Here is a 17,372-nt window from a genome sequence, read left to right on the forward strand (position 1 = left end):
GACCCGCTACGACAAAACCGCCGACAGCTATCTCGGCTTCATCCATCTCACCTCGATCCGCCTCTGGTTCCGCCACTTCGTCAACAGCCCCTAGAGGCCGAAGACCTCAATTCCGGCGAGACGGTCGCGTGCGACTTCGCCGACTTCCATGAGCATTTCGGCTTTTTCCTGCCCCTGGCCGGGATCAGCACGGTTCAGCAAATCCGCGAAAGCGCCTTCGACATCAAGGCGACCGGGCGGCTGAACAAGCTCTATATCGAGCTTCTGCGCACCAACCCTGAATGGGGCACGGCGGAGCGCCGCCACGACATGAACCATTTTATGGCGCGGCTCATCTTCTGCTTCTTCGCCGAAGACACCGAGATTTTCACTGGCGACGACCTCTTCACCTCCACGATCGAGCTGATGAGCGACCGCGACAGCACGAACACCCATGAGGTGATCAGCGACCTGTTTCGCGCCATGAACACCAAGCATGAGGACCGCGAGGCGGCAGGCCTCCGAAACTGGGCGACCAAGTTCCCGTATGTGAATGGCGGCTTGTTCGCGGACTCCGTTGAGGTGCCGACCTTCACCAAGATGGCGCGCAGCTATCTTCTCCATATCGGCAAGCTTGATTGGAAGAAGGTCAATCCAGATATTTTCGGATCGATGATCCAGGCCGTGGCGGATGAGAAAGAGCGCGGCGCGCTCGGCATGCACTACACCAGTGTCAGTAACATCCTGAAGGTTCTCAACCCGCTCTTTCTCGATGATCTGCGGGAGCAGCTCGAGGAAGCCGGTGACAGCCCGATCAAGCTGATCAATCTGCGTAAGCGCATGGCTAAAATCCGGGTCTTCGATCCGGCCTGCGGCTCCGGAAACTTTCTGGTCATCGCCTACAAGGAAATGCGAAAAATTGAGGCAGAAATCAACGAGCGCCGGTGCGAGAAGGATCGCCGTTCAGATATTCCGCTCACTAACTTTCGCGGGATTGAGCTTCGCGACTTTCCGGCAGAGATCGCGCGCCTCGCGCTTATCATCGCTGAGTATCAGTGCGATGTGCTCTATCGCGGTCAGCTAGAGGCGCTCAAAGACGTGCTTCCACTCAATGCGATGAACTGGATCACTTGCGGTAATGCACTTCGGCTTGATTGGCTCAGCATCTGCCGGCCGACCGGTATGGTCGTCAAGCACCATTCCGATGATCTGTTTCACTCGCCGATCGATCAGGCAGAAATTGATTTCGAGAACGAGGGCGGTGAGACGTACATTTGTGGGAATCCGCCTTACCTGGGCTCATCACTTCAATCACCGGAGCAGAAGGCCGATCTGGAGGCCATCTTTCAGCCTTATACAAAGAATTGGAAGATTTTGGACTACGTATCAGGGTGGTTTATGAAGGCATCGCAGTTTGGCTTGGCTGCAAATTCTGCTGCAGCTTTTGTTACCACAAACTCGGTCTGTCAAGGTCAACAAGTGCCAACTTTGTGGCCTTTGATATTTTCAAGCGGCCAGGAGATATTTTTCGCATACACTTCGTTCAAATGGAAAAACCTAGCTAGTCACAACGCTGGCGTCACAGTTGTTATAGTTGGGATCGCGCGAAATCCATCAAAGGTGCGCCGTCTGTTTTCATTGCTGGACACTGAAGAGTTCATCCAAAGCGACGTCGATAATATCAATGCATATCTGGTTCCCGCTCCTAACGTCTATGTGAATAGCGTTTCCAAGCCACTAAATGGCGTTACTCCGATGGATTATGGCAGCAAGCCTGCCGATGGTGGGGGATTGGTTCTATCTTCCGATGAAAAGCGATCCATCGAAGACAACAATACTATGCGTGATTTTATTGTTCCTTACATCGGCAGCACAGAGTTCATTGATGGAAAACAGCGGTTCTGTCTGTGGATAGAGTCGGATCGGCTTGAGAAGGCGCAATCGGAACCAGAAATCGCCAACCGAATTTCGATCGTTCAAAAGTTTCGCCAGAAAAGCAAGAAAAAGCCAACGAAAGAGGCTGCAAGAAATGCACACGCTTTTGTTGAGATAAGGTATGGAGAAAATTCCAAGACAACCGTTCCATACATTATTCCCATCCATACCAGCGAGAACCGCGAATACCTTCCCGTTGGCTTCTTGCCCGTTGGCACTGTCGTCTCAAATGCTGCTTTTGCACTCTACGATGCGCCGCTGTGGTCTATCGCCTTGATTGCATCGCGAATGCATTTGAACTGGATTGCAACAGTGTGCGGAAAAATAAAAACTGACTACCGCTACTCAAACACCCTTGGTTGGAACACCTTCCCAATTCCAAAGCTGACTGAGAAAAACAAGGCAGATCTGACCCGCTGCGCCGAGGATATTCTTCTGGCGCGCGAGGCTCATTTCCCCGCCACGATCGCCGACCTCTACGACCCTGAAGAAATGCCTGCCGATCTTCGCGCCGCGCATGATCGAAACGATGAGGTGTTGGAGCGCATCTATATCGGGCGACGCTTCAAGAACGATACCGAGCGCCTGGAAAAGCTCTTCGAGCTTTACACCAAAATGACCAGCAATGATGGAGCAAACACGAAACGAAAGGCGGTGACGCAATGACAAGGCTTTTTCAGATTGAAGCGAATAAGCTCATTGAGTCGCGCCGCAAGCCGCTTGATTTTGAGGCCAAAATTGAAAGCTGGGTTGCCTCTGACCTCAGTTTGATCGGTGTGGACGGGGTTGTCATTGGTCGGCAAGTGTCAACCGATCATGGCAAACAGATTGATATTCTCGCGATGGACCAAGGCGGGAACTTGATCATTGTCGAGCTTAAGCGCGACAAAAGCCCCCGCGATATTGTCGCTCAAGTCTTGGATTACGCATCATGGGTGTGCCGCCTAACCACGAATGATGTTCATGAAATCGCCTACGCTAAACAGCACTGTGCGCTTGCCGACATCTATCGAGAGAAGTTTGACCAAAGCCTTCCAGAGACACTGAACGCTACGCATCAAATGATCGTGGTCGCCAGTGAGGTGGACGAGGCGACGAAGCGGATCATCGAGTATCTCTCTGAAGAACACAGCGTTGGAATCAATGCCTCGTTCTTCAACGTATTTGAGCAGGATGGCCGCGAGTGGCTGACGACGGATGCTCTGCTAGAGCAGGAAAAGGTTGCTGATCGCGCGACACGAAAAGCGCGAGGTCCTTGGTCCGGTTACTACTACCTGACCGGTGGTTCTGAAGCCGATAGGCGATGGGAGCCCATGCGAAAACACGGGTTCTTCAGCGCCCATGGAGGCCGCTTCTATACGGATAAGCTAGGGAATCTGAGCGAAGGCGATCAGGTCTTTTACTATCAAAAGGGGAATGGCTACCTCGGATATGGAATCGTCACCCATGAGAAGATGCCTGCCGATCAATTTGTCCTGGAGGATGGCCGCAAGCTCGTGGATGTCGCTGAAGAAGACTATCTGAAGGCCAATGCCGATGATGCGGACCTCGCATGCTATGTGGTCGGCATTGATTGGAAGAAGACTTTTCCGGTCTCGGAACCGCAATCATTCAATGGCATTTTCGCCAACCAGAACGTGGTCTGTAAAATCTATCAACAAGAAACGGCTGACTTTCTCGCTGAAAAGTTTGGCGCGGAGAAAGGAAAGTCATGACCAACCCAAGCAACAAATCCGTCCCGTCGGTATCCGTCTCCTACGCCCAGACTGGCAACGCCACCAAGTCCAATGAGCTTGGCATGCGCCCAATGCAGGAGCGCGCCTATGAGAAGCGCGGTGAGCAATATCTTCTGATCAAATCGCCCCCGGCGTCGGGCAAGAGTCGCGCGTTGATGTTCATCGCGCTCGACAAGCTGCACAATCAGGGTGTCCGCAAAGCGATCATCACAGTGCCGGAGAAGTCGATTGGATCGAGCTTCGCCGATGAGCCACTGACCAATTTCGGCTTCCATTACGACTGGCATGTCGAGCCGAAATGGAACCTCTGCAACGCGCCAGGTGAAGACGGCAGCAAGGCAGCTTCCGTGAAGGCCTTTCTGGATAGCGATGACCGGGCGCTCGTTTGCCCGCACGCCACCTTCCGCAATGCCGTTGAGAAATTCGGGATCGAGGCGTTCGACGATTGCCTGATCGCTGTGGACGAGTTTCACCACGTTTCCGCCAACCCCGACAATAAGCTTGGCGCGCAGCTCGCCGAGCTGATTGCGCGCGACAAGGTGCATATCGTTGCCATGACGGGCTCCTACTTCCGGGGCGACGCTGAAGCGGTTCTAATGCCGCATGACGAGGCAAAGTTCGAGACCGTTACTTACACTTACTACGAGCAGCTCAATGGCTATAAATGGCTGAAAACGCTCGACATCGGATACTATTTTTATTCTGGTTCATACGCCGATGAAATCCTGGCTGTGCTCGACCCAAACCAAAAGACGATCGTGCACATCCCGAGCGTCAATTCGCGGGAGAGCACCAAGGACAAGATCAAGGAAGTCGAGCACATCCTGGATGAGCTTGGCGATTGGGAAGGCACCGATCCGGAAACCGGATTCCAGCTTGTGCGCACGTCCGAAGGCCGCGTGCTGCGTATCGCTGACCTAGTCAATGATGATCCGGCAAAGCGGGATCGTGTCTCAGCCGCGCTTAAAGACCCCAAGCAGAAGAACAACCGCGATCATGTGGACATCATCATCGCGCTTGGCATGGCGAAGGAAGGCTTCGACTGGATATGGTGTGAGCACGCACTGACGGTCGGCTATCGCTCCAGCCTGACCGAGATCGTCCAGATCATCGGGCGCGCGACACGTGACGCTGAAGGGAAGACCCGCGCGCGCTTTACCAATCTAATTGCCGAGCCGGACGCCTCAGAAGACAGCGTTGTGGACGCTGTGAACGATACGCTCAAAGCGATCGCCGCCAGCTTGCTCATGGAGCAGGTCCTGGCGCCGCGTTTCAATTTCACGCCCAAGAATGTTGAGAGCGGCCCGGTTGAGGGCTTCGACTACGGTGAAGGCGGCTACGATCCTGAGAAATGCAATGTCGGCTTCAACGAGGAGCAAGGCGAATTTCAGATCGAGGTCAAAGGCCTTGCCGAGCCGAAGACGAAAGAGGCCGAGCGCATCTGTAAAGAGGATTTGAACGAGGTCATCACGGCCTTCGCCCAGGATAAGGCGGCCATCGAACAAGGGCTCTTCAATGAGGAGCTGGTACCGGAAGAGCTGACCCAAGTCCGCATGGGCAAGATCATCAAGGACCGCTATCCAGAGCTTGATGAAGCCGATCAGGAAGCCGTGCGCCAACACGCGATCGCCGCGCTGAACCTGACACAAAAGGCCAAAGCCATCGCTGCGGGTGACGATCCCGATATCGAGCAGGCCGGTAACACGGCTCTTATCGATGGGGTGCGTAAGTTCGCCATGGATGTCCGCGAACTCGATATCGACTTGATCGATCGGATCAATCCGTTCGGCGAGGCCTATGCAATCCTCGCCAAAACCATGAATGAGGAGAGCTTGAAGCAGGTCAAAGCGATCATCGCTGGCAAGCGCGTGAGCATGTCGCCCGAAGAGGCGCGTGAGCTCGCCAAGCGCGCTCTCAAATTCAAGCATGAGCGCGGTCGGCTTCCTTCGATCACCTCGGCCGATGCCTGGGAGAAGCGTATGGCCGAAGGCGTAGCCTATCTCGCCAAGATGAAAGCGGAGGCTGCCAATGGCTAAATCCGCATTCACAGACGAGGACGATGCGCTACTCGGCGAACTCGGTGTCGAGGTCGAAGCGAAAAAGCAGAAGAGCCTGACGCCACGCGAAGAGCGCATCATCGCAGGTTTCGAAGATATTCAGCGCTTCTATGCGGAGCATAGCCGCGCGCCACAGCATGGCGAAGACAATGACATTTTCGAGCGAATGTATGCCGTCCGGCTGGATCGACTGCGCCAGCTAGAGGAATGTCGTTCTCTCTTGGAACCCCTCGATCATCAAGGGCTGCTGGGCAAGGCAGAGGATGCAAACAGTGACATCGAGGAAGACCTCGATGATGACGCCCTGCTGGAGCAGCTAGGCGTTGAAGCTGAAACCGCTGACATCACAGAGCTAAAGCATGTCCGTTCAAGCGCTGAGAAGCGAGCCGCCGAAGAGATGGCGAACCGTGAGCGCTGCGCTGATTTTGAAACCTTCAAGCCGCTCTTCGATCAGGTGCAGGCCGAACTCAAGGATGGTGTTCGACAGACCCGCGTCATCCGAAAGGAAGCAGGCTTCTTGAAAACGGATATCCGCGAGGGCGAGTTTTTCATCGTCGGCGGCCAGACTCTCTATGTCGCCGAGGTCGGCGAACAGATCAGGGCCCCGAACGGCGAATTCGACGCAAGGCTTCGAGTGATTTTCGCCAATGGCACCGAGAGCAACTTGCTCCTCCGGTCGCTACAGCGCGCGATCTACAAGGACGAGACCAGCCGGCGCATCACCGAGCCGACGGCTGGCCCGCTTTTCGGAGATTCTCAAGAGGAAGAGGATCTCGCGAGCGGGACAATCTATGTCCTTCGGAGCAAGTCCAATCACCCAACCGTTTCGGAAAACCGCGAGGTGCTCCACAAGATCGGTGTGACTGGCGGCAGCGTTGAGAAGCGCATCGCGAATGCCGCTAAGGATGCGACCTACCTTCTGGCTGATGTCGAGGTCGTCGCGACCTATGAGCTGTTCAACATCAATCGCAAAAAGTTCGAGCGACTGATGCACCGCGTCTTCGAACCGGCGCGCCTGAAGATCGACATCAAGGATCGCTTCGGCAATCCGGTTGAACCACGTGAGTGGTTCCTGGTCCCGCTATTCGTGATCGACGAGGCGATTGAGAAATTCAAGGACGGGACGATTGGAAATTATACTTACGACCCAGTCGCGGCTCAGTTGGTGGAGCGACGCGATGCACATTGAATTGTTGGAAATAGCGAATTTTCGGAAACTAAAATCTGTACGCATTGGTGTGGCCGATGAAACTACAGTGTTTGTTGGTGCTAATAACAGCGGCAAAACCTCAGCCATGATTGCTCTCCGCTATTTCCTCGTTGAGCGTGAAAGAAGCCAATTTTCACTTAATGATTTTACGTTGTCACATTGGCCTGCGATCGACCAAATGGGGTGTTCCTGGGAGAGCGCTAAGAAAGATAATACACCACTTCCTGAGCCTGTCTGGGAACCCATGCTGCCGTTTCTGGATGTCTGGCTTCATGTTGATAAGAGGGAAGCGCACCTCGTTCAAAAACTTATCCCTTCACTTGATTGGGATGGTGGGCGGCTTGGTGTCCGTCTTCGGTTAGAGCCAAAGGATGCACTGCAACTCCAGAAGGAATATTTGGCGGCCCGTGATGACGCGCGCCGTATTGAGGCTGCCGAAGAGTCGACCGGCGACGAAGAAGGCTCGGATAAGCAAGCGGCTATCGTTTTGTGGCCTCGCTCACTAACGGATTTCATGCAACGTCGCTTCAGCAGTTTATTTGCCGTTCAGTCGTATATTCTCGATCCCGAAAGGCTTGAAGAACCCGAACATGGCATAGCGAAGACCCAAGCTTTGCCCGATGATCCCGTTCCCATTGGCAGTGAGCCATTCAAGGGCCTCATCCGAATTGATGAGATCAGCGCACAACGTGGCTTCGGCCAGGTCGATGGACTACGAGACTTTGATGACGATGGCGCTCTCTCTGGCTCCACTGCGACGCGACGTATGTCTGATCAGCTTCGGCGGTACTGGAGCAAGCATCTAGACCCGTTCGAAAACCCCGACCCGCAAGACATTGAAGCGCTCAGAGCGATCGATAAAGCGCAGCAAGCCTTTGACGCTCGGCTCAAGGACGGTTTCTCGCCAGCCATTCAAGAAGTGGAGGGGATGGGCTATCCCGGCGTCACCGACCCTAAGCTCAAAATTTCAACTCGCCTAAAGCCTGTTGATGGGCTCAATCACGATGCTGCCGTGCAGTATGTCATCACTGCAAACGACGGTGAAAGCTCTATCGAATTAAACTTGCCAGAGGACTCGAATGGTCTCGGTTACCAGAACCTCATTTCGATGATTTTCAGGCTTATGAGTTTTCGCGATGCGTGGATGCGCGTAGGCAAGGCAGCGGCGGCGACCGACGCACTCATCCCGCCATTGCATTTGGTGCTCATCGAGGAACCCGAGGCACATCTCCACACACAGGTCCAGCAGGTCTTCATCCGGCAGGCCTACAAGGTGCTTCGCAAGCACGACGATCTTGGCAATTCGGAGTCGCTCAAAACCCAACTCGTTGTGAGCACGCACTCCAGCCATATCGCGCATGAGTGCGACTTTGATCACTTGAGATATTTCCGACGCCTTCCTTCTGATGGGAACGTCGTGCCGACTTCGTGTGTTGTAAATTTAGGCTCTGTTTTTGGATCGCGGATAACAACCAAGCGCTTTGTTACGCGCTATCTCAAAGTGACGCACTGTGACCTATTCTTCGCCGATGCCGCAGTTTTCGTCGAGGGGCCTGCCGAACGAATTTTAGTGCCGTTCTTTGTCCGAAATGATCCTGACCTTGCGGCGCTTCACGAGTGCTACATCACTTGGCTCGAAATAGGTGGAAGTCATGCTCACCGGCTTCGCCGGTTGGTGGAACATTTAGGTCTGACTACTCTTATTATCACTGATCTTGATGCCAAGGGCGCTAATGGTAAGAAGGCAGTTCCCCAAAAGGGTGCTGGGCTGACTACACGAAATCAAATCTTGCGGTCTTGGTGTCCTGCTGTTCGAGACTTAGATACCTTGTTGAGCCTTAGTGCGGATGCGAAAAGCAAGCGGTACGAGGATCAGCGTTTTTCTGTTCGGGCCGCCTACCAATGTCCCGTCGAAATTGAGTTCAAAGGCAGCAAAGCCGAAGCGCTGTGCAACACGCTGGAAGATGCTCTGGTAATGGAGAACCAAGCTCTTTTTACCGCGCACACGGGTACCGGGCTGTGGGCGAAATTCAAGGCTGTAATTGAGCAAAGTGATAACTTGGGTGAATTGAGTGAAGCCATCCTCAAAGCGCTAGACAGTGGGGGTAAGGCTGAGTTCGCTCTCAATCTCCTTGAGCTGGAAAATCCGATGGAGTTGACGCCTCCATTCTATATTCGGGACGGCCTGAGCTGGCTCGTTGAGCAGCTAAGGGAAAAGCAAAAGGACTTGGGTATTGCCGTTCCGGTGGCGACCGAAAATTCGGGAATGCAGCAAACCTGATGACAGTAGAATTAGCTCCCGCCTCGAACATAGCCTTGGACGATCCTGTCGATGACGAAATCGCCAGCTACCTAAATCCAAACGAGCCTAAGAGCTTTTTTCTTTTTGCAGGTGCTGGCTCAGGCAAGACCCGTTCACTCGTCAAAGCGCTAAATTTCATTCGCGCCAACTGCGGGCGTGAACTCTCCTTACATGGCCATCGGGTCGGCGTGATAACTTACACCAATGCTGCCTGCGATGAGATCAATCGCCGAATAGACTTTCATCCACTCTTCTACGTAGCGACAATCCACAGCTTCGCATGGGAGCTTATCAAGGGCTTTCATCATGATATCCGCGAATGGCTCCGTGCGAATCTAGAAGCTGAAATTCAACAACTTCGCGAAGAAGAAGAGAAAGGCAGAGCCGGTACAAAGGCTTCTATCACGCGAATTTCTAAAATCGAGTCAAAGGGGCGTCGACTGAAGAGTATCGACTCCATTCAATACTTTTCATACAGTCCTAACGGGGAAAATTCGGAACCGAACTCCCTAAACCACGCGGAAGTTATCGCCATTTGTACGGCCTTCCTATCGCATAAGCCTTTGATGCGCTGGATATTAGTTGGGCGATTTCCGTTCCTTCTTATCGACGAGAGCCAGGATACCAATCGTCACCTGATCGACGCACTCTTCATTGTCGAGAAGGAGCAGTCAGAGCACTTCTCATTAGGCCTCATCGGCGACCTCATGCAGCGCATTTACCAAGATGGCAAAGAACGGATTGAAGACGAACTTCCCGATAGCTGGGGGAAGCCTTCCAAAAAGCTCAACCATCGATGCCCCAAGCGCGTGGTTCATCTCATCAATAAGATTCGTGAAGCTGTGGATACCCACACTCAAGAGCCTAGGTCTGATGCAATCGAGGGGCAGGTAAGGCTCTTTATCCGGAAGACCTCAACGGTTGACCGCATGGCCACTGAAGATGCGATACGAACCCAAATGGCGGGCATTTCCGAGGATGATGCCTGGACTGACCGTGATCTTTGTAAGATTCTCACGCTTGAACACCATATGTCGGCGAAGCGCCTTGGCTTTGAGAACGTCTTCAGCCCTCTATATGGAATTGATAGTTGGCGTACGGGCCTGCTCGACGGAAGTCTCCCCCCACTGCGGTTCTTCATCCAGTCAGTCTTGCCACTTGTTCAAGCACAAGCGGCAGATGACAAATTCGCGGTATCAAGATTGGTCCGCCAGTCTTCTCCATTGCTTACAGCCAGCGCCCTGGAGGCAGCAGCTGACCCAAGTGTTCTGTTAAAAAAGGCACAATCGGGCGTCGATGCGCTTATGGCGCTTTGGGATAAAGGCGAGCCGAGCTGCGGCGATGTGTTGTGCTGCATTGCCGAGAACCGACTCTACGAAGTTCCAGAGTCGCTGCAATCCGCATACGCCGTTCTAAAAGCACAAACGGCTTCATCGGAGGAAGACGAGAATGCCGACCCATTAAATGACCGCAATTCTGCAATTTTATCATTCTTGAAGGCGCCGTTTTCTGAAATTGATATCTACCGAAAGTATGTTTCGGGCCTAGCTTCGTTCGATACTCATCAAGGAGTAAAAGGGCTGGAGTTCCAGCGTGTGATGGTAATTCTTGATGATACTGAAGCACGTGGCTTCATGTTCGGTTACGGCAAGCTACTAGGCGATAAGCAGCTGTCCGCCACAGATCTGAAAAACATCGAAGAGGGCAAGGATAGCTCAATCGATCGCACTCGTCGGCTTTTATACGTTACATGCAGCCGTGCGGAATGCAGCTTGGCGCTTGTCATCTATGCCGAAAATCCGGAAGCGGTGAAAGCTCAAGTGCTGGAGCAAGGTTGGTTTTCTGAGGAAGAGATCGATATCTCTTAGAGGCCAGCCCCTCAGCGCACTTCGCGAAAAATAGACGGTTCCCGAGGCTCGGCTGGCCTGCGCCCGCCGTCGATTTTCCCTTCTGTTTGCACACCCCGTTTTCGGCAAAGGCCAGGGTTGCAGGCCGCAACCCTTTCCTAATCAGAAAAAAGGCGGGCCGTGTGGACGGTCCGCCTCAGCGGTATTCGGCGATCATCGCATGCGCGCCTATTTGCGGCGAGCGTTCGCGTTGAAGATCGTCCGGCAGAGCGTTTGCGCAGTCGTCTCGCGCTCGAACGCCATTTCAAATCGGATGAAGAAACGCATGTGGTCCTCCTCGGGTCTTTATGTTCCAAGGCCCCGACCATCGGAGCCTTTCGTGACCCGGCCCCGATAATCCCCAGCGGAAAGGCATCCGCATGGGCGCTTGGGAGAGAGACCGAGGACGTAAGGACCTCATTCCTCTTCAGCCGATAGGGCAGTTTGCGCGCCTACCGGCGGCGCAAATCCGGCGAACCGGCATTCCGTTTCTTCGCGATCTTGTACGGCAGATAGGTGAAAAAGAAGAGCTGAAGGCCGCCCAGGACCTGGAGCGGACCGATCACAGCAGCCGCGAAGCGAGCTGCCGTCATCCAGCTTTGTTCGAACGGAAAACCTGCAAACCCGGCGAACGCCCATTCGATAACGGGCCCGCCGATCATGGTCAGAACACATCCGATGAACAGTTTCCAACGGATACGAAACTTCGTGCGAAGCCCCATCTCCTCAATTTCTAACGGACGGTCAGTCATATTTGCCTCCAAAGAGTTCGGTGTGTTGCGGATCGAAGTAGTTGGCGCGCATCACCGCGATCGGGTGCTCACCAGGGATGGAGAGAAGCGCCCGGCCCGTGCCGCGCGCGAAGAAGCGGCGGACCTCATCAGGCCGCAGCAGCGGCGTGACGGTTACGGATCGATTGAGCCCGATCTTCCCGGCGCCGCGTTCGCGGTCGGTCAGTTCAGGCAAAGACTGGCTGAGATTTTCGGTCTCGCCGCAGAGCTTGGAGATGTAGGCGCAGGTCGCCTCATCACTGCTTCCGAAATTCTGGATGATCCCGGTGTTGCCCAGGAAGGTCTGCCAGCTTCGCGGATAGTCGCGCTGAAGCTGGCTTAAATCCTGAAGCACGGTCCAGAGCTTGACGCCGTACCCGGCCATGAGACCGGCGGCGCTTTCAATGACGTCCATATGCCCGAGCACCGGAAACTCATCGAGCATGAACAGGACGGGCCAGCCATTGGCCGTGGCTTGCGTGACCGAGACATTCGGCACTGCTTCCATCCGGGCGAGCGCCACCATCAGGAGCAGCCGTAAAAACCGGCTATGCGTGCGCAGCCGCCGGGCAGGCAGGCAGAGATAAACGGTCAGCCCCGCCTCAGTGTTCTTGAGCGCATCAATGTCGAAGGTCGAGCGCCCGAGTCCCCGCGTCATTGCCGGGCTTGCCAGGAAGGCGGTCTGTTCCAATGCGGTCGAAAGGACCGACGAGCGCTCATTCACCGACTTGGCGACCAGGCTATTGGCGGCCTGTTCGCAGAATCCGCCGGTTGCCTGCATACGCGCGATCAGCCCGTCGGGGCCGTAAAACGGATCATCGGGCAGGGTGATCAGCTCGCGCACATACGGCAGGGTGCGCTCGCGCCCGATGCAGTTCAGCGCGACATAGAGAATGACGCCGTGCAGGAAGTTCCGGGCGGAGTCGGTCCAGTGCTTGCCGCTGCCCGTTTCGGGAACAATCAGCGCGCTTGCGAGGAGCCCGGCTTCATCGACCGCGCTTTCATCTTGCGGGTCGATGATATCGAGCGGGTTGAAGGCCGCGAGGTCGCTTTCGGGAATGCCGCTATCACAGAACGGATCGATGATCGCGACCTGCTGGCCCATCTCCCGGCGGCGGCGCGAGGTGATGCGTGCCAGCTCGCCCTTGGGATCATTGGCGAAGACCGAGCCGGGATAGAGCAACAGGTTCGGCACGATGAAGCTTGTGCCTTTACCCGATCGCGCCCCGGCGATGGTGACGCCGTGCCGGTCATCGATCGGCATGCCGACATAATGCGGGCGCTTGGTTCCCGGAAGATATCCCAGGAACATCGCATTGTGCTCCTCCGCGCTGAACGGAAGCGCCTGAACGGTGAGTTCCGGGCTCAGCCAGCGCGAGGTGGCCTGCGGATCAAGTTCGAGCGTGTCGCTTACCCCGCGCGTGGCCATCAGGACATCGCCTGCGATCTCATTCTTCGCTTTTCCGAAAGGAGGCATCGTTTTTGTCCTTCGCGTTTACGGGTCGAGGGTGCGGTCGCGGGACCGGCCACCGGATTGCGTGGAGCGGTTGCGGGAGCGGCTGGCCTTGGATGTCTCCAGCGCAGCGCGTGTCCTGGCCGAGGGCTTTTCGAGGGCGTCTGACAGCGCCCGCGTCTTCGTGAGGTCACGGGTGAGCCGCGCCAGCTCGCTCGCATGGCGTTGCCGCTCGTTCCGGATATCGGCTTGCAGGGCGCGCCGCTCGGCCAGTTGACGGGTGATCAGGTCCTGGCGTTCGTTCGCATCGCGCTCGCGCTTGAAGGCGACTTCCGCCTCATTGCGCTTGCGCACAGCGCTATGCTTGCCGCGCAGCCAGTCCCAGACACCCTTTATGCCTTTGGAAAACCGGGCCTGGCGGGCATTGGATTCCGCCACCCAGCGTTCGGCCTGGCGCTGATCAAGCGCCGCACGCTCCGCCCGATGATCGGCGCGCATGGCGCGCTTTTTGGAATGGATTGGCTTGAGGCGCTCAGCGCTTTCCTGATCCAGCGTCGTGATATGACGCTTGAGGACTTTTTTCATCAGCTCCGCGACACGCGCCTTGGTCTCGGCGACCGACGGCAGCGTTGACGGATCACCCAGGCGGTCTTTGACCGCTTTGGTCTTCTGGCCGGTCATGCGCAGGATCGCATAAACCTCGCCCTGGAGATCGACGGCGACGAAGCCGCGCCGATCGCCTTGCGCCAGATAATAGCCGCGCTCTTCAAGCAGGCGCTTGAAGGCCGCAGCGTCTTTCGCGCCGTTCCAGCATTCCTGGAAGCTGGCCTTGATATCGGCGGCGCTTTTTCCGGCGCGCCGGGCTTGTTGCCATTCGGCGAGGGTGAAATTCAGCGGGGAACGATCCTGTCCGCGCTTATACCCATCGGGCAGGTTCCAGCCATGTTCGAGGAAGAGCCCCCGCGAAATCTCGTTCAGCTTGCGCTTAAAATGCGGGAGATTGATCGCCCGCATGTTTTCGGTGTCGATCCGGCTCCACACCGCATGGGCGTGGCGACGACCATCCTTTTCATGGAACACGAGCGCCATCGGCTGGCGCTCTAGGCCCATTTCCTTTTCGATCCGTCTTGCGGCCAGCTCAAAGACTTCCGGGCGGACGTTTTCCGTCTCGGGCGGGGACAGGCTGACCGAGAAAAAGTGCTGCGTGCACTTCGTTCCCTTGGCCGCCGCTTCCGCTTCCAGGAACGCGCCGTGTAGATCGTCGGACACGAAGCCGCGCACAGTGTGCAGCTCGACATGCTCGTTATCGCGTCTGTTCATCAGATGGGCGGCAAGGGCCCGCCCGCCGCCGCGTTGGGATGCCTTGATAATCATGGCGAGGGCTCCCCATCCGGAGTGCTCTCACCACGATCGCTTGCCGCCCGGCCAAAGGCCGACGAGCAGCTTTCGCAGACATGCGTCGCTTTATTGGTTTCCCGGATGCCGAGGGCAGCCAGCAGAAAGCGCCGCATGATTCGGACATCATCACAGGCGCGCTTGATCGCCTTCTCTGTGTCCTCATTGATCGGCAGCGCGCCGACGCGTGCAGCATCGGCCAGCTCATTCAGGTTTTTTGCAATGCGGGACGAGCCCAGCATTCCGAGAAGCTGCGCCAGCGCTTTCTGGTCTTTGACCGGGTTGAGCCCGCGTGCCTGTTTGACCGGCGTATCGGGATCAAAAAGCCGCTCTTTGATATACGCCGAGATGGATTGCCGACCGGCATCCTCGATCAGCTTTTGCTTTTCTTCGAAGCTCAGCCGCAACGAAAACGGAGCCGGGCGCTTTTTATCCGGCTTGCCGGACTTGTGCGCCGCACCAGTGTTTTGCCCCGATCCGCTGGACTTGCTGCCGGAACCACCAAAAGAGCCCCATTTGGGAGTTAGCCTGTCCATGACCCGCTCCCATATGTTTCAACCGGCTCTTCGCCGTCGGAATTGGCTGAATCCGCAGTTTCTTGGCGTTCAGCACCATCCAGTTGAAATGGAAGCTCTTTAGGATTATCGTATAGAGAACAAGAACTTAACTGTGCGTTCCATTCGGAGAGCACCTCGAACAACTGGTTCGAAGTTTCTCCGCTTAGGTGCGCCATTTTCCTTAATAAATCAAACTTTTAGTCGACGGTCCTTTTAGGGGCTTTGTGCTTACGCGCTGCTTACGTGGTAATTTCGCCTGAGTTGGCGGCTCACTCAGGCGTGCTGAAACGACCTTCGACCCGTTAGCTCCTTTCGCGCCTGCGGGTTCGAATCCAACGTGACCTAGCGCCTGCGAAACGGTTCGCCTCAGCGCGACCGAGTGCGATTGCGCGCGCCGCGACCGTCAAAAGTTCGACTGCCACCCGGTAGGACATGCGAGTCGATACTGCGAACTACTGTTTCGCTGTTCACCTATGAGCAAACACCCATCTTGCGAATGCGTGGCATTTGCGACACAATCAGGACCTTGGGTAACAAGGACGTCTTTCCACGATGAGCAACGCTTCGCAGTTGGCAGACATCGCCTTCTTATCCGGTGGTAACCTGGAGGCGGCTTCGTCGATCACCGGATCGGTCTGGCTGTCGCGTCGGGACACCCAAGTGGAAAGCACTTACGTCGCTTCAGTCCCGGAAGGGCTCCATATCGGCCTTGGCGTCGCTCGGATTCAGACAAGTGCGCCTGACCTCGGAAGCTTCACAGCCCGTGGGCCGGTTTTGTCGCTGCTCGACCTCACCTCGGAGCCAGCAGATTTCACAACAGTTATGGGCGCTGGCCAGTCATGCTCTTTCGGCGTCCATATCGAACCCGAGCAATTGACCGCAGTTGATCCGTCAGTTCTGAACCTCCTAAGAAGGTTGAAGAACGAGCCGCTGAGAACGACAGACCACAGAGGCATCATCCGGCGGGTTTTACATCTTCTCGAACCGATTGACCCCTGGTTTCAAGATTCGGTCAGACATCTTGTTCTTCAGGCGCGCGGCCTTGAGCTTATAGCGGTTGCTGAAACATGGCTGGAAGGCGTCGAAGCGCAGACGCCATCCGGTGCATCAGCCGTGAAAGCGGAGGCGGCGCGCGATCTGATTGAGAGCCGTTTGGGCGATCCGTTGACGCTCGATTTTCTTGCGCGGTCCGTTGGTGTTAATGTCCGGACCCTGTCGTCCGCATTCCGCGAGCGTTATGGCGTCAGCGTCGCAGCGTTCATAACCGATCGCCGCATGCAGCTTGCTATGCAAATGCTCGTAGGAGGGGCGTCCGTCTCCGAGGCAGCCTACACGGTAGGTTATCAGCCCAACGCCTTTTCGACCGCCTTCCGCCGGCAGTTCGGCGTATCGCCGTCCTCCTGCAATGGACGCCAACGGAATTGAGTTGGTTTCGGTCGCTCACTCGCGAAGAAACGACGCCTGATCACGAAGACAATTGAGATAGCAACGAGTCGAGCTGACTGCGAGAATGCGAAGCATTCACACCACTTTGCTCGGGAGAGTTTCCGTTGCGCCCATGGCACTATCAGACCCTCGTTATCATCTCGGCGGCCCTTCTAAGCGCGCCGGGATATGCGCAATCGACACAAGACCAGCGGGCCGAAAAAGACGAGGTGCTGGACGTCATCGTGGTGACGGGAAGCAAGACGCCAGGCGTCGACCTAAGCCGTTCGGCGATTGGCGCGAGCGTACTGAGCGCGGATGAGCTTGAGTCGGCGCGCATTGACAGCGTCAGCGATCTCACGCGCGCACTGCCTAACCTCAGCACCCAGCGACTTGGTCAGGTTGGCGGGCTGTTCCTGACGGTGCGTGGCATCGCCTCGAACCCGTTCGTCGTGAACCGAGTGGCGGTTTATGTCGACGATGTCCCCTACCGCGAGCTCAACGACTTACTTCTTGAGGATCTTGAACGCATCGAGTTTCTGCGCGGCCCCCAAAGCGCTCTGTATGGGCTTAACTGACCTTCTCCCCGAAAACCGCTCCATCTGGAAGGTGAGTTTCCCGTAGCATCCCAGAAAAGGGGGAACTCATCATGAAGCGCACCAGGTTC

General features: G+C 55.8%; 11 protein-coding genes and 2 pseudogenes. 9 read left to right on the forward strand and 4 right to left on the reverse strand.

The window, feature by feature from the left end:
• From EV659_RS15280 to EV659_RS14270, 7 genes and pseudogenes are all read left to right on the forward strand, one after another.
• Positions 1 to 94: pseudogene (locus EV659_RS15280) on the forward strand (IS5 family transposase); the annotation flags it as partial.
• Positions 94 to 2,580 (forward strand): annotated as a pseudogene (locus EV659_RS14245) (class I SAM-dependent DNA methyltransferase); the annotation flags it as partial. The pseudogenes EV659_RS15280 and EV659_RS14245, both read left to right, overlap by 1 nt.
• Positions 2,577 to 3,629: a PDDEXK family nuclease gene (locus EV659_RS14250; RefSeq protein WP_132709567.1), complete on the forward strand. Its 1,053-nt coding sequence runs from the start codon at positions 2,577 to 2,579 to the stop codon at positions 3,627 to 3,629. The pseudogene EV659_RS14245 and the gene EV659_RS14250, both read left to right, overlap by 4 nt.
• The gene (locus EV659_RS14255) at positions 3,626 to 5,686 is read left to right on the forward strand and encodes a DEAD/DEAH box helicase family protein (RefSeq protein WP_132709568.1); all 2,061 of its coding nucleotides are present in this window, start codon (positions 3,626 to 3,628) and stop codon (positions 5,684 to 5,686) included. Before EV659_RS14250 ends, EV659_RS14255 begins: the two co-directional genes overlap by 4 nt.
• Complete coding sequence (locus EV659_RS14260; RefSeq protein ID WP_132709569.1) at positions 5,679 to 6,896, forward strand: GIY-YIG nuclease family protein; 1,218 nt, start codon at positions 5,679 to 5,681, stop codon at positions 6,894 to 6,896. Before EV659_RS14255 ends, EV659_RS14260 begins: the two co-directional genes overlap by 8 nt.
• Entirely contained in the window at positions 6,886 to 9,198 is a 2,313-nt protein-coding gene (locus tag EV659_RS14265; RefSeq protein ID WP_132709570.1) for an AAA family ATPase, read from the forward strand. Before EV659_RS14260 ends, EV659_RS14265 begins: the two co-directional genes overlap by 11 nt.
• Entirely contained in the window at positions 9,198 to 11,087 is a 1,890-nt protein-coding gene (locus tag EV659_RS14270; protein WP_132709571.1) for a UvrD-helicase domain-containing protein, read from the forward strand. Before EV659_RS14265 ends, EV659_RS14270 begins: the two co-directional genes overlap by 1 nt.
• 470 nt (positions 11,088 to 11,557) lie before the next feature.
• On the opposite strand, the gene EV659_RS14275 is transcribed toward EV659_RS14270, so the two are convergent.
• The 4 genes from EV659_RS14275 to EV659_RS14935 are packed head-to-tail and all read right to left on the reverse strand — an operon-like array spanning position 11,558 to position 15,259.
• Positions 11,558 to 11,857: a hypothetical protein gene (locus EV659_RS14275; protein ID WP_132709572.1), complete on the reverse strand. Its 300-nt coding sequence runs from the start codon at positions 11,855 to 11,857 to the stop codon at positions 11,558 to 11,560.
• Positions 11,850 to 13,352, reverse strand: coding sequence for a type IV secretory system conjugative DNA transfer family protein (locus EV659_RS14280; protein ID WP_132709573.1), 1,503 nt, complete (start codon positions 13,350 to 13,352; stop codon positions 11,850 to 11,852). Before EV659_RS14280 ends, EV659_RS14275 begins: the two co-directional genes overlap by 8 nt.
• Before the next feature lie 18 nt (positions 13,353 to 13,370).
• Complete coding sequence (locus EV659_RS14285; protein ID WP_132709574.1) at positions 13,371 to 14,702, reverse strand: relaxase/mobilization nuclease domain-containing protein; 1,332 nt, start codon at positions 14,700 to 14,702, stop codon at positions 13,371 to 13,373.
• Positions 14,699 to 15,259 carry a hypothetical protein gene (locus EV659_RS14935; protein WP_184409840.1) on the reverse strand — a complete coding sequence of 187 codons (561 nt, stop codon included), beginning with the start codon at positions 15,257 to 15,259 and terminating at the stop codon, positions 14,699 to 14,701. Before EV659_RS14935 ends, EV659_RS14285 begins: the two co-directional genes overlap by 4 nt.
• A gap of 573 nt (positions 15,260 to 15,832) precedes the next feature.
• On the opposite strand from EV659_RS14935, the gene EV659_RS14300 reads away from it, so the two are divergent.
• Together EV659_RS14300 and EV659_RS14305 are read left to right on the forward strand one after the other, a co-directional pair.
• Complete coding sequence (locus EV659_RS14300; RefSeq protein WP_132709576.1) at positions 15,833 to 16,705, forward strand: helix-turn-helix domain-containing protein; 873 nt, start codon at positions 15,833 to 15,835, stop codon at positions 16,703 to 16,705.
• Between the two features lie 125 nt (positions 16,706 to 16,830).
• Positions 16,831 to 17,283 carry a TonB-dependent receptor plug domain-containing protein gene (locus EV659_RS14305; RefSeq protein ID WP_165878926.1) on the forward strand — a complete coding sequence of 151 codons (453 nt, stop codon included), beginning with the start codon at positions 16,831 to 16,833 and terminating at the stop codon, positions 17,281 to 17,283.
• Positions 17,284 to 17,372: the final 89 nt, after the last annotated feature.

It is taken from the genome of Rhodothalassium salexigens DSM 2132 (genome assembly GCF_004341375.1).
Taxonomy (GTDB): domain Bacteria; phylum Pseudomonadota; class Alphaproteobacteria; order Sphingomonadales; family Rhodothalassiaceae; genus Rhodothalassium; species Rhodothalassium salexigens.

Coding starts and splice junctions, on each gene's coding strand:
- EV659_RS14300 (WP_132709576.1), top strand. CDS start 15,833: ATGAGCAACGCTTCGCAGTTGGCAGACATCGCCTTCTTATCCGGTGGT.
- EV659_RS14285 (WP_132709574.1), bottom strand. CDS start 14,702: ATGATTATCAAGGCATCCCAACGCGGCGGCGGGCGGGCCCTTGCCGCC.
- EV659_RS14265 (WP_132709570.1), top strand. CDS start 6,886: ATGCACATTGAATTGTTGGAAATAGCGAATTTTCGGAAACTAAAATCT.
- EV659_RS14270 (WP_132709571.1), top strand. CDS start 9,198: ATGACAGTAGAATTAGCTCCCGCCTCGAACATAGCCTTGGACGATCCT.
- EV659_RS14260 (WP_132709569.1), top strand. CDS start 5,679: ATGGCTAAATCCGCATTCACAGACGAGGACGATGCGCTACTCGGCGAA.
- EV659_RS14935 (WP_184409840.1), bottom strand. CDS start 15,259: ATGGACAGGCTAACTCCCAAATGGGGCTCTTTTGGTGGTTCCGGCAGC.
- EV659_RS14275 (WP_132709572.1), bottom strand. CDS start 11,857: ATGACTGACCGTCCGTTAGAAATTGAGGAGATGGGGCTTCGCACGAAG.
- EV659_RS14250 (WP_132709567.1), top strand. CDS start 2,577: ATGACAAGGCTTTTTCAGATTGAAGCGAATAAGCTCATTGAGTCGCGC.
- EV659_RS14280 (WP_132709573.1), bottom strand. CDS start 13,352: ATGCCTCCTTTCGGAAAAGCGAAGAATGAGATCGCAGGCGATGTCCTG.
- EV659_RS14255 (WP_132709568.1), top strand. CDS start 3,626: ATGACCAACCCAAGCAACAAATCCGTCCCGTCGGTATCCGTCTCCTAC.